The sequence below is a fragment of the Klebsiella spallanzanii genome, from assembly GCF_902158555.1.
GTDB lineage: Bacteria > Pseudomonadota > Gammaproteobacteria > Enterobacterales > Enterobacteriaceae > Klebsiella > Klebsiella spallanzanii.
In genome coordinates this window covers 197,322-210,164 of the sequence record NZ_CABGGS010000005.1, presented here as the reverse complement: position 1 = coordinate 210,164, position 12,843 = coordinate 197,322, and the positions used below count along the sequence as shown (strand labels likewise).

General features: G+C 52.7%; 10 protein-coding genes and 2 rRNA genes. 5 read left to right on the top strand and 7 right to left on the bottom strand.

What is annotated here, in order from left to right; all coding sequences use genetic code 11:
- From FN082_RS08410 to FN082_RS08395, 4 genes are all read left to right on the top strand, one after another.
- Window positions 1–91 (top strand): 23S ribosomal RNA (locus tag FN082_RS08410); the annotation flags it as partial.
- A 64-nt stretch (window positions 92–155) separates the two neighbouring features.
- Window positions 156–271, top strand: a 5S ribosomal RNA gene (rrf, locus tag FN082_RS08405).
- A gap of 187 nt (window positions 272–458) precedes the next feature.
- A complete protein-coding gene (locus tag FN082_RS08400; protein WP_180349591.1) occupies window positions 459–737 on the top strand; it encodes a DUF2574 family protein in 279 nt (92 codons plus the stop codon).
- 438 nt (window positions 738–1,175) lie between these two features.
- On the top strand, window positions 1,176–1,493 hold the full coding sequence (locus FN082_RS08395) for a hypothetical protein (RefSeq protein WP_139539247.1): 318 nt from the start codon (window positions 1,176–1,178) through the stop codon (window positions 1,491–1,493).
- Between the two features lie 35 nt (window positions 1,494–1,528).
- Here FN082_RS08395 and FN082_RS08390 read toward each other — a convergent pair whose 3' ends face one another.
- The 3 genes from FN082_RS08390 to FN082_RS08380 are packed head-to-tail and all read right to left on the bottom strand — an operon-like array spanning window position 1,529 to window position 6,446.
- Entirely contained in the window at window positions 1,529–2,653 is a 1,125-nt protein-coding gene (locus tag FN082_RS08390; RefSeq protein WP_139539248.1) for an ABC transporter permease, read from the bottom strand.
- Entirely contained in the window at window positions 2,653–5,382 is a 2,730-nt protein-coding gene (gene rbbA / locus FN082_RS08385) for a ribosome-associated ATPase/putative transporter RbbA (protein WP_142462143.1), read from the bottom strand. The genes FN082_RS08390 and rbbA overlap by 1 nt, the downstream gene beginning before the upstream one ends.
- Window positions 5,379–6,446, bottom strand: coding sequence for an HlyD family secretion protein (locus tag FN082_RS08380; protein ID WP_142981426.1), 1,068 nt, complete (start codon window positions 6,444–6,446; stop codon window positions 5,379–5,381). The genes rbbA and FN082_RS08380 overlap by 4 nt, the downstream gene beginning before the upstream one ends.
- A gap of 533 nt (window positions 6,447–6,979) precedes the next feature.
- Between FN082_RS08380 and FN082_RS08375 the strand changes: the two genes are divergently transcribed.
- A complete protein-coding gene (locus FN082_RS08375; protein WP_139539251.1) occupies window positions 6,980–8,377 on the top strand; it encodes a diguanylate cyclase in 1,398 nt (465 codons plus the stop codon).
- Between the two features lie 140 nt (window positions 8,378–8,517).
- Here FN082_RS08375 and trpS read toward each other — a convergent pair whose 3' ends face one another.
- From trpS to tnaC, 4 genes are all read right to left on the bottom strand, one after another.
- A complete protein-coding gene (gene trpS, locus FN082_RS08370) occupies window positions 8,518–9,525 on the bottom strand; it encodes a tryptophan--tRNA ligase (RefSeq protein WP_142981425.1) in 1,008 nt (335 codons plus the stop codon).
- A gap of 208 nt (window positions 9,526–9,733) precedes the next feature.
- Entirely contained in the window at window positions 9,734–10,990 is a 1,257-nt protein-coding gene (gene mtr, locus FN082_RS08365) for a tryptophan permease (RefSeq protein ID WP_112217330.1), read from the bottom strand.
- 140 nt (window positions 10,991–11,130) lie between these two features.
- Window positions 11,131–12,519, bottom strand: a complete 1,389-nt coding sequence (gene tnaA, locus FN082_RS08360) for a tryptophanase (protein WP_142981424.1) — start codon at window positions 12,517–12,519, stop codon at window positions 11,131–11,133.
- Between the two features lie 123 nt (window positions 12,520–12,642).
- Window positions 12,643–12,738 carry a tryptophanase leader peptide gene (gene tnaC / locus FN082_RS08355; RefSeq protein ID WP_004098218.1) on the bottom strand — a complete coding sequence of 32 codons (96 nt, stop codon included), beginning with the start codon at window positions 12,736–12,738 and terminating at the stop codon, window positions 12,643–12,645.
- Window positions 12,739–12,843: the final 105 nt, after the last annotated feature.

The following is a 12,843-nucleotide window of genomic DNA, read 5'->3' as shown; positions in this document are numbered from 1 at the left end:
ACGTTGAAGACGACGACGTTGATAGGCCGGGTGTGTAAGCGCAGCGATGCGTTGAGCTAACCGGTACTAATGAACCGTGAGGCTTAACCTTACAACGCCGAAGATGTTTTGGCGGAATGAGAGAAATTCAGCTTGATACAGATAAACAGAATTTGCCTGGCGGCTGTAGCGCGGTGGTCCCACCTGACCCCATGCCGAACTCAGAAGTGAAACGCCGTAGCGCCGATGGTAGTGTGGGGTCTCCCCATGTGAGAGTAGGGAACTGCCAGGCATCAATCAAGTGAAGAGCCCATCCTGACGGATGGGCTTTTTGCGTTTTTGTCGATAATATAGTTGAATAGCAACCATCGATCCTTATCGTTCCACATACCTTTATATCCTTCTACATGACTCCTACCGCAATCGGTACATTACGACTATCCTTGCTTTTACAGTCCCTGTTAAAGAGTGACAAACCAATGAAAATGGTGCTATCGGCTGGGGTTTTTACTTTAGCTTTTGCAATGAATGTAGCAGCTTTTGCTGCAGATATGGCAACACTAACCGTTACCGGACAAGTAGCTTCACTTACCTGCAGTACCGGTATTGTGGCAGGGAAACCTCAGCAGTTATGCGGGGATCATAGTTATGTTATTGATACCAAAAAAGTTTATAACGTTTTCCCCGGTGTGATAACCGAAATGATTAATGTTGCAGAGGGTACAACCAGGAAAATTATTGTTAGCAGTTACGACTAGTGTAAGTACATTGCGTCCAATATCATTATTTATCGGAAAATAATCATTCGTGGATTTGTCGGTTGAATAGAATAATTTATTAGAGAGTTTTTTGTTATTGATTTAATTCCGTTACCGAAATAAAAATATATATAAACCCCTGTCTCAATATTGAATATGAATTAAATTCAGAATATTTCTATTATAATTACTAGTTGCGTTAATGTAATTATATTAACAAATGCATGTGAAAACATCGCCTTATGCCGGGAGAAAGGCATAACTACTGGACTTTTTCAAGGAAATGCCTTAGTGTCCTTAACACTTTGTTAACTCGATCTGGTTTAAGTTAATTCAAATTTGATAAAAACATAAGGGTGCATTGCCTGTATGGACGCTAACCCGGTAACGTCTTTTGACGAATAATGCATGTTACCGGCTGGCAATATGAGAATATAAATGAAAATTCTGATTAACTGGCCTCCTTTGCGCCAACTGATAAATTACATACAAGAGCGTTTCACCTTTTTGGTATTGCTCTGTTGGCCAGCGATTATCTGGTTGGTCTGTCGGGTGATTGTATGGCTGACGGATGGCGTAATGACGCTGCTGGGGAAGCCGTTAGAGCACTCATTTACCGTGTATCTTCAGCCCTTTATGACGCTAAGTACCTTGCTGCGAATCTCGGTCAGTTGGGTGCTGCTGCTGTTTATTCTGTTCAGCATGGCAATGGGGTTTACCTGGCTGCTGCGGCGTTTTATGAACCGTAATAAATAAAGCCGATGCCGCTGGAGTCGCGACATCGGCATCGTTCAAGCCATCTCTCCAATCGTCTTACGAAAACGCAGCAGTGCAATCGTAAAAAATACGCCACCGATAGCCAGCAGCGTCAGAAACTGCGGCCAGACAATCGCAAAATCTGCGCCTCGATACAGAATTGCCTGCGCCAGGCTGACGAAATGAGTTGTCGGCATGGTGAGCATGATATCCTGCACCGCCTGCGGCATACTTTCTCGCGGCGTTGATCCACCGGATAACATCTGCAGCGGCAAAAGCACCAGAATCATCAACAACCCCAGCTGCGGCATCGAACGGGCTACTGTTCCCATAAAAATACCAATTGAGGTGGTGGCAAACAGGCTCAGGGCCACTCCCAGCATAAACAGCGGAATAGAGCCTTCAATCGGTACCTGCAGAACTCCCTGAACCATCAACATGAGGGACAATCCGGAAACAACCAGTACCACTAACCCCATTGACCATATCTTTGCCATCATGATTTCAAACGGCGTCACCGGCATCACCAGCAGATGCTCCACGGTGCCATGTTCCCGCTCACGTATCAGCGCCGAGCCGGTAAGCACAATCGCCAGCATAGTAATATTGTTGATAATCGCCATGACGGCCCCGAAACGTTCCTGCTCCAGGTTCGGGTTAAAGCGCATCCTGACGGCCAGCTCAACCGGTAGCGAACTGTTATCCCGGTAGCGGGCGACAAAGCTGTTTACCTCACCAGTGACAATATTCTGGATATAGCTATTGCCGGTAAACGCCTGGCTCATTCGCGTCGCGTCAACGTTAACCTGTAGCTCCGGTTGACGTCCTGCTAATACATCGCGCTGGAAATTGGGGGGAATATTGATCGCGAAAGTGTAACGTCCGGCATCCAGCCCGGCGTCCATTTCATCTGCGGTAATCAGCTCCGGCGGTAAAAACCAGGGTCGATAAAAACCGTTGATAATACGCGATGAGAGCTGAGATTTATCCATATCGGCGATGGCGATAGGGGCCAGATGCAGCGATCCTGGCATCACCGTCGCGGAGGAGTATACCGAGACGGTAAAAGCAAAGATGATTAATGTCAGCATCGCCTTATCGCCCAGCAGACTGCGTAATTCCTTCACGCCCAGGTTATAAATATTGCGTAATCCGCGCATTATCCCTCCTGTTTTTTCAGCAGCCACACGCTCAGGCCCAGCACCAGCGGAACCGCAATCAGCAGTGGTATAAAGGAACCCCACAGGTCCGTCAGATTCAGCGCCTTGGAAAACGTTCCTCGCGCAATCGTCAGAAAGTGGCTGGTTGGATAAATCTGGCCAATCCAGCGGCCAGGCCCTTCCAGCGAGGCGACGGGGTCGATCATCCCGGAGAACTGCGTCGCCGGGATAAGCGTAATAATTGCGGTACCGAAAATCGCCGCAATCTGGCTTTTCATAAACGTTGAGATCAGCAGGCCAAGCCCGGTGGCGATCGTGACATAGAGCAGCGCGGCCAGCGTTAGCGTCAGAAAACTTCCTTTATGCGGCACGCCAAAGACAAATACCGACAGCGCGCAGAGCAGGAAGAAGTTGAACATCCCCAGCACGATATACGGCACCTGTTTGCCCAGCAGAAATTCGCTGCGGGTGGTTGGCGTCACGTACAAATTGATAATTGAGCCAAGCTCTTTCTCACGTACCACGCTGAGCGCGCTGAGCATCGCCGGGATCATCATCAACAGTAGCGGAATAACCGCTGGAACAATCGCCGGCAAACTCTTCACGTCCGGGTTATAGCGATAGCGGGTTTCTATTGAAATCAGTGAAGTATCGCGATTAGGGCTAGCCTGACGACCGGCCATTTCCTGTAGCCAGGCCAGATGCATTGCCTGCACGTAGCCGCGCACTGTCTCCGCGCGGTTTGGCATCGCGCCGTCTACCCATACGCCGATTTGCACCGGTGTCCCCCGGGCAATATCGCGGCCAAAATTGGGCGGAATCTCGATTGCCACAGCCAGTTCGCCGTCGCGCATTCTTCTGTCCAGTTCACTGTAGCTTTGCAGCGGCGGCTGTTCGATAAAATAGCGTGAACCGGCAATATTCTGCGACCAGCCCTGGCTGCTGACGGTTTGATCGCGGTCGAGTACCGCAAATCGCAGATCCTCGACGTCCATACTGATCCCATATCCCATAATAAACATCAGGATCACCGTACCCAGCAATGCCAGGGTCGATCTTACCGGATCGCGACGTAGCTCCAGCGCTTCGCGACGGCTGTAGCTAAACAGGCGGCGCAAGCTAAACGCCTGACGCGGAGCAATGGTTTCGGTTTTGTGTTCAATCACGGGAACCGGCGCAGCCTCAGCAGCAGGCGGCTGTGTGGCATCTGCTGCCTCCTGTAGCCAGGCGATAAATGCCTCTTCGAGGCTGGCCGAACCGCGTTGTTCGACCAGCGCCTGCGGCGTATCGCTGGCCAGCACCTTGCCAGCATGCATCAACGAAATGCGATCGCAGCGCTCTGCTTCATTCATAAAGTGAGTGGAGATAAAAATCGTCACCCGATCCTGGCGGGCAAGATCGACCATCAGTTGCCAGAACATATCTCTGGCCACCGGATCGACACCGGAGGTGGGTTCATCAAGAATTAACATTTCCGGACGGTGAATCACCGCGACCGCCAGCGATAGCCGTTGCCGAATACCTAACGGCAGCGAGGCTGGCAGGGTGTCTTCAACCTCTTCCAGCATAAAGCGCTGACTCATCTCAGCGACCCGAGCGGGGATCTCCGCATCTGGAATGTGAAACAGACGAGCATGTAGCTCGAGGTTTTGCCGCACGGTCAGTTCGCTATAGAGAGAAAAGGCCTGCGACATATAGCCAACGCGGCGGCGGGTCTCGATATCCCTGGGGTCGACCGGCTGGCCAAATAACCACGCCTCGCCTTCACTAGCCGGTAGCAGTCCGGTCAGCATTTTCATGGTTGTTGATTTACCGCAGCCGTTGGAACCGAGGAAACCGAATATTTCGCCTCGGGCGATACGAAAGTTCACGTGATCAACGGCGACAAAATTGCCGAAGCGCATCGTCAGCCCACGCGCTTCAATCGCGATTTCGCTCTCCTTTGTGTTGCGCGGCGGGATAACCACCTCTTTATGTGCCAGGCGTTGAGCTTCCGGAAGCAGGGCAATAAACGCCTGTTCCAGCGTCTGGCTCTTCGTTTGCGCCCTGAGTTCGTCTGCGCTGCCGGTCGCCAGAACTTCCCCCGCATTCATGGCGACCAGCCAGTCAAAACGTTCCGCCTCTTCCATATAGGCGGTGGCGACCAGCACGCTCATCTCCGGCTGGCGCTGGCGAATGCTATCGATCAGATCCCAAAACTGCGCGCGGGAGAGGGGATCGACGCCGGTGGTTGGTTCATCAAGGATTAACAGTTGCGGATCGTGAATGAGCGCGCAGCACAGGCCGAGCTTTTGCTTCATCCCGCCGGAAAGTTTCCCCGCCGGACGGTCGCGAAACGGCGCGAGTCCGGTGCTCTGGAGCAGCTCATTGATTCTGCTCTCACGTTCGGCCTTATCATGGCCGAACAGGCGGGCAAAGAAGTCGACGTTTTCATAGACCGACAGGGTATGGTAGAGGTTCTTCCCTAGCCCCTGAGGCATCCAGGCAATTTTCGGGCACACGTCCTGGCGGTGGCGAACATCGCTCATGTCGCCGCCGAGTACGACCACATTGCCGTGCTCAATGACCCGTGCGCCGGAAATTAATGACAGCAGGCTGGACTTGCCGACGCCGTCTGGCCCGATCAGGCCCACCATACAGCGGGCGGGAATGCTCAGCGTAATGTCTTTTAGCGCAGTGGTTGCGCCAAAGTGCTGACTGACGTTCTCCAGGCGGGCGACCGTGTTCATTGTGGCAACCTCACCGTCAGCGCTTCAGGCCATGCCTGCTGATTATCCATGCGCACCCAGGCCATACCCGGCAGGCCGGTTTTCACATATTCAAGATGTTGTTCCAGCAGCTCCGGCGGAATGCGGGCTTTGACGCGGAACATCAGCTTCAGCCGTTCATCGCTGGTTTCCACCGTTTTGGGAGTAAACTGCGCTACGCTGGCGACAAAACTGATATTGGCAGGAATGACCAGATTGGGCGCGGCATCAAGGATAATTCGCGCTTCGCTGCCCAGCGCCAGCAGGCCCGCCTGTTCGGTCGGCAGGAAGAAGGTCATGTAGACATCGGACAAGTCGACCATATTCAGCACCCGTCCGCCCGCCGCCAGCACCTCTCCCGGTTCAGCAACACGATACTGAATACGACCATCGCGCGGCGCTTTCAGTTCGCTATCATCGATATCGGCGACAATCCGACGCTCCGTGGCCTGAGCTGCTTCAACGCGGGTTTGTGCCTGAATAATGCTGGTTCTTGCCGCCTCAATAGCCGCTCTGGCGGCAGAGACCTGGGCTTTTGCTGATTCCAGCGCAGCCCTGGCGCTTTCCGCCGCCGCCAGGTCGTCATCAAGCTGCTGAGCGGAGACCGCGCCGCGCTGTGAGAGTGTGCTGGAACGGCCGTGGCGTTTGGCGGCGGAGTTTAATTCAGCCTGCCGCTGCTTCACGACCGCCTCGGCAGCGCGCATTTCGCCTTGACGCTGATCGAGCAGCGCTTTCGCGGCGGCAATCGCGCTTTCCGCTTCCTTAATTTGCGCTGCGGCTTCCAGCCGTTGTTCGTTGAGCACCCGGATATCCATGCGGGCTAAGACTTCGCCCTGGCGGACAAACTGCCCTTCTTTGACCAGAATCGTATCGATACGTCCGGCGGTTTTGGTGGCGATATCGACCTCTGTGGCTTCAATTCTACCGTTGCTGCTGGCAAAGCCTGCCGGGAGTCCCGGTGGACGCAGCATCCACCATGCGGCGGCGGCAATCACCACCAGTAAACCAATAACGTAGACTGCCCAACGACGTTTGATTTTGTCCATACGCGACTCGCTTTGTTCCATTTGCTGAGTGGTGCGCGTTTCTCCTCCGCATAGCGAAGTATCGTCTCTCCAGGAAAGGAAGGTATGGGGGATAAGGCCAACCGGCGCATGACGCCTTCAGCGCTGCTAACTGGTCAGAAAGAGGTGCGATTAATGTGGTCATCATCAGCAATCCTCGCCTTAAATGAAACACGCATATTTATTGCTACCGTCAATGCAATACTAACACCCGCAATAAATATGTCCATATACAAAGCATGGACTTGTCGTAGAGTTAACATAAAAAAACCGCTGAGGCGCGGTGAGGCAATATTACCCATGATGCTTATTGGGTTTAATGCTCCGGGCCTTGCTCATACAATCTTCATCGTTTTTCATTAAATCATCATACTTATAAGCCATTCCTTAACGCTAATAACCAGAGGGTATTATTGGCGGGTAGCTGGCGCATTTTTAATCTGGTTGCTGCAGAAGAACTGTTGTATGATCTTCGGCCCTGAAAATAGACTAACGCCAGGCGAGCGCTTTATTCAATGAAAGATGAAAGCCAAAAATATATCTCCATTATTTTTAAGGAATGGTTGCCGCTGTACGACAGCCTGACGCCAGAGGTGAAATCGGTGCTTAAAAATATTGCTGAGCAGCAGGCGGAGGCGTTAGCGACCCGTTTTTATGACTTTATTTTCCAGGACCCGGATATCGCCAGGCATCTCACCTATGATTTAGTCCAGGAGCGGCTAAGTAGCTCGCTCGCTGGGTGGGTGAGAGATATCCTGATGAGCGAGAAGGAAAATCTGCAGGCGCTGGCGGAGCGACAGTACCTGATCGGCAGCATCCATTCGCGCATTGGTATTCCGGCTGAGGCCGTTCTGCGGGGCGCTCGTCAGCTCAAGGCCGGGCTGATTGAAAATATCCGCGACAGCGAGATTGATCGTGAGACCAGCGTCGCCGCCATCTACTACGCCATCATGGCTATTAATATGGCAGTCGAAATGATGTGCCACGCCTACACCTTGTCGCACTATCGGGCGACGAAAAATGAAGAGGCGTACCGCCTGTATAGCCTGATGGATAACGTGCCTCTGGAATATGGCAAACAGCAGGCTTCGCTCTCAGGATGGGAAAATACCGCTATTTTTAATATTGTCAGCGATAATAAGACGGATATTAACGGGGCGTTATTATCTGATTCGGAGTTTGGCCTGTGGTTCCGCCATAAATGCGTGCGTTATTTTAACAAAAATCCGCAAATGCAGGAAATCGCCGACTTAATTAGCAAGGTGGATACCCTGTTATCCGCCTGGAAGTCTTCAGCAGACGATTCAGAGTATAAAAATACGCAAAGCCTGCTGCAGGGGATCCATATCCATTGTCAGCAGATTGGTAGCCAACTTGGGGTTCTGTTTAGCAGCCTGTCGCAGATGCAAAGCGGCAAAGATACGCTGACCAGCCTGCTGAACCGTCGCTATCTGCCGGTGGTCCTTAAGCATGAAGTGACGTTGGCGATGGAGTATGAGCTGCCGATGACGGTGGCGATTATTGATATTGACCACTTTAAAGAAATTAACGACAGCTGGGGACATATGGTCGGTGACCGGGCGATCAAGCACGTTGCCGAACTGCTCAGCGATAACATTCGTTCCAGTGACTACATTTTCCGCTACGGCGGCGAGGAGTTTCTGCTGGTGCTGGTGGAAACCGGAGCGGCGGAAGCCTTTACTATCCTCGAGCGGCTGCGTAAAAAAATCAGCCAGCTGGCGTTTAGCGTTGGCGCCGAAACCGAAATTTCGATCACCGCCAGTATCGGTTACGCTGTTCATACCGGTCATCCGGATTACAATCTGCTGCTGCGCGATGCCGATAGCGCGCTGTACGTCGCCAAGCGCGATGGACGCAACTGCGTGAAGGTGCATGAAGGCGACGGCAATTAAGCGGCTGAGTTCTTCCCAGGCTACCATTCCGCAGACGGCTGGGAGCCCGTAGCCCCGGTAAGGCGTCAGCCGTCACCGGGGAGATGGAGATAGCCGCACCGGCTGCGAGCTCGTGGAGCCTGCGAAGATATCTCAGACTCTCAAAACAACACCGGCAGCCCCAGACCACATTTTACTTCATGCAGCGTTTGTTGAGTCAGCTGGTGCGCCCGCTCGCTTCCCCGGCGCAGCAGTTCCAGCAACATGCCCTTATCCTGAATATAGGTCGCCCGGCGCTCGCGTAGCGGTGCCAGCAGTTCCTGTAAACAGGACTCCAGCTCATTCTTGCACTGCCGATCCCCAAGACCACCACGCTGATAGTGTGCTTTCATATCGGCAACCAACGTTTTATCAGGATGAAAGGCGTCGAGATAAGTAAAGACCACATTACCTTCTATCTGGCCCGGATCGGCAACTCGCAGGTGATTTGGGTCGGTATACATAGCGCTGACCGCGCGGTGGATCTCCTCTTCGCTGGCCGAAAGCGTGAGCGTATTTCCCAGCGATTTTGACATTTTGGCGTTGCCGTCGATACCCGGCAGGCGGCTGACGTCGCTGAGTAGCGCTTTGCAGTGCCGCAAGATGGGCGTTGTCGTCAGGCTATTCATTTTGTGCACGATCTCGTTGGTCTGTTCGATCATCGGCAACTGGTCATCTCCAACAGGCACCAGTTCGGCCTTAAAGGCGGTGATATCGGCGGCCTGGCTGATGGGATAGGCTAAAAAACCTACCGGAAGAGAACGAGAAAATCCCTTCTGGGCGATTTCGTTTTTGACCGTCGGATTACGCTCAACGCGGGCGACGGTGACGATATTCATATATAGCGCGCTGAGCTCCGCCAGCGCCGGTAGGGCCGATTGCAGACAGATGGTCGTCTTCTGCGGATCGATGCCGACGGCCAGATAATCCGCCATCACTTCCAGAATATTACTGCTGATTTTTTGCGGATTGCTGCCGTTATCGGTCAGCCCCTGTAGGTCCGCAATCAGGATAAATTGCTGGTGGTCGTGCTGGAGCTGCACGCGCTGGCGCAGGGAGCCGACGTAGTGGCCGAGGTGCAGTTGGCCGGTTGGGCGGTCGCCGGTCAAAATAGTTTTTATACTGTTCATGAGTGACTCCTCCGAATGCAATCAGGCCGAAAGGCGCCACTCAGAAATAACAAAGCCGCCTTCCGGCGGCTTTTGAATATGGGAAACGTTAAATCATGCCGCCTGTTATGCAGGCAGCCACCAACGACAAAGGTGAGTTACGACAACGTTTCTGTTCATCTTTTTATCCTGCCACGAAAAGCAGCGGCAGTAAAAGCGGTTTTTTCATTTAGCGATAAACCGGCAGCAGGTTAAAACTGGATAAGATATGAATTATCGCGTTAGCGCCTCCGAAGCATAAAATCAGGATAATCATGGCATTGCCGCCCCATACCCGATAGTTCGGGCTACCAAACCGTTTTCGTGAGGCACGTGCCAGAAGAGCGGGAACGATAGCAGCCCACACGGTGGCGGCGAGACCGGCGAAGCCGATGGCGTAAATAAACCCGTTTGGCCACAGCAGTCCGCCGACAATCGGCGGCAGGAAGGTGACCAGCGCGGTTTTAAAACGCCCCAGACGGCTATCATCGAACTTAAACAGATCCGCAAGATAATCAAACAGGCCGAGAGTCACGCCCAGAAACGAACTGGCGACGGCGAAATTAGAGAATACGGTCAGCAGTAAATCCAGCGTGGAGCTGTTCAGCAGGCCGCTTAAGGTCTGCACCAACACGTCGATATTGCCGCCTTTCTCGGCGATATCGATAAACGCCGGGCGCGGAATATTGCCCATGGTACCGACCAGCCAGATGATATACAGCACCAGCGCCATCAGCGTGCCAAGCAGCAGGCAGCGACGAATGATTAGCGGATCTTTACCGTAATATTTCATCAGGCTGGGGACGTTACCGTGATAGCCAAATGAGGCCAGGCAGAACGGCAGCGTCATCAGCACGTAGGGCAAATATGATGCGTTGGCTTCTGAGCGGTTAAACAGAATCGCAGGCTCGACGTGCCACATCAGCCCGCCGAAGGTCATAAAGAAGGTGAGAATTTTGGCACCCAGCACGATAGTGGTCATCCGGCTTACCGCTTTCGTACTCAGCCAGACGATAAAGGCGACGATCAGCGCGAACGCCAGCCCGCCTAAGCGCGCCGGTACCGTGAGATTCATTTGCGCAAAAGTATGCTGGATAACCGAACCGCTGGCGGATATATAGGCGTAGGTCAAAATATATAATACGAAGGCGACGGTAAGTCCGTTAATAATATTCCAGCCGTTACCCAGTAAATCTTTTGTAATCGTATCGAAGCTGGCACCAATATGATAATTCAGGTTTGCTTCCAGAATCATTAATCCGGAATGCAACATACAAAACCAGGTAAATATCAGCGCCAGCAGCGACCAGAAAAACCAGGCTCCGGACATCACCACCGGTAAAGAGAACATGCCTGCGCCAATAATGGTGCCGCCGATAATCATTGCTCCGCCAATCAGCGACGGTGTATTTTTTGAGACCGCTTTTGAGACCGATAATGTAGCCATAAGGTTATTCCTCACGTGGCTATCTATTAAGTAACAGGCTGCGGGCAAACGGCTACCCAGGCACAACCCGAGTGATTGAGCTAATTAGTCGTTATTTGAAGTTTAAGGCGCTCCCGTTGCGAGAGCGCCGAGGGCTTGGGTTATTTCACCGGTTTCAGTCTGGCGACGAAGTGGCGCAGTACCGGCGGTTCATAGGTAAAGGTCAGGCCCTTAATTGATGCGGCGCGGGACTTAACGGCAATCAGCGCATCAGCGATATAGTCCATATGATCGTTGGTATAAACGCGGCGCGGAATAGTCAGGCGCAGCAGCTCCATCGGCGACGCTTTCTGCTTGCCGGTTTCCGGGTCGCGGCCCAGCAGAAGAGAGCCGATTTCCACGCTACGGATACCCGCTTCCAGGTACAGTTCGTTATTCAGTGCGTGGGCCGGGAACTTCTCTGCCGGGATATGCGGAAGCAGCAGTTTGGCGTCGACGAATACCGCATGGCCGCCGGTCGGATACTGAATCGGAATGCCGCCTTCGCGCAGGCGCTCGCCGAGGTATTCCACCTGATTGATGCGATAAGCGAGGTAATCTTCGTTGGTCCCTTCTTCCAGACCGATAGCCAGCGCTTCCATATCGCGTCCCGCCAGGCCGCCGTAGGTGACAAAGCCTTCCATCGGCACGCAGCGAATGCGCACTTCGTTAAATAAATCTTCGTCATCACGGAAGCAGCACAGCCCGCCGATATTGACCATCGGGTCTTTCTTGGCGGACATCGTCAGCATATCGCCATACTGATACATCTCGAGAATAATCTCTTTCACCGATTTATCGGCGTAGCCCTCTTCGCGCTGTTTAATAAACCACGCATTTTCGCAGAAACGGGCGGAGTCGATCACCACCGGAATATTATTCTGGCGGGCAATCTGGTACACCTCGCGCATATTCGCCAGCGACACTGGTTGGCCGCCGGAGCTATTACAGGTAACGGTAGTAATAATCGCCGCGACGTTTTCCGCGCCGTGCTCGGCAATGGTCGCCTTCAGCAAATCAATATCAAAGTTGCCTTTCCAGTCGTACCACGAGGTGGTATCGAAGGCTTTTGGCGTCACCACGTTAATCGCTTTCGCGCCGTTGAGTTCAACGTGAGCGGCGGTGGTGTCGAAGTGGAAGTTAGAAATAAACACCGGATGCGCCGACTTGCGGCGGGCAATCAGGCTCGGGAACAGAATTTGCTCCGCGCCGCGCCCCTGGTGAGTAGGAATAGTATACGGGTAGCCGATAATTTCTTTGACCTTTTCGCACAAGTGCTGATAGTTGCGCGACCCGGCATAGGCCTCGTCGCCCATCATCAGTCCGGCCCACTGATGGTCGCTCATCGCGCCGGTGCCGGAGTCGGTCAGCAGGTCGATATAAACGTCCTGGCTATTGAGTAAGAACGGGTTATAGCCCGCTTCCTCCAGGGCTTTGACGCGATCGTCAAAGGTGGTCATACGAATATTTTCGACCATTTTAATGCGGAACGGCTCAGGGATACGTTTCATTTATTTTCTCCATGGGGATGCTGTGCCGCGTTTGGCTATTCGGCGACAAATGACAGGCGCAACAAATAGCGACTCAACGCAGTATTGATTTAATTTTTTTGTAAAGTGAGCAGCAGCGGAGAATTAACGTGGGAAGTCGTTGGAGATACGGTGATCGAGATTGTACCAGTCGTCCAGGCCGCCCTGGGCAATGAGGCGATAAATCGATTTTTGCGTCATTACATCGTCCTCTGTTGGGGAAGGGGTGTGATAAAAATAGGGTAAACTGAGAAAATAACCACGATTGAAATCACAAAATATTATTTATTGATAAGCGCAACCTTA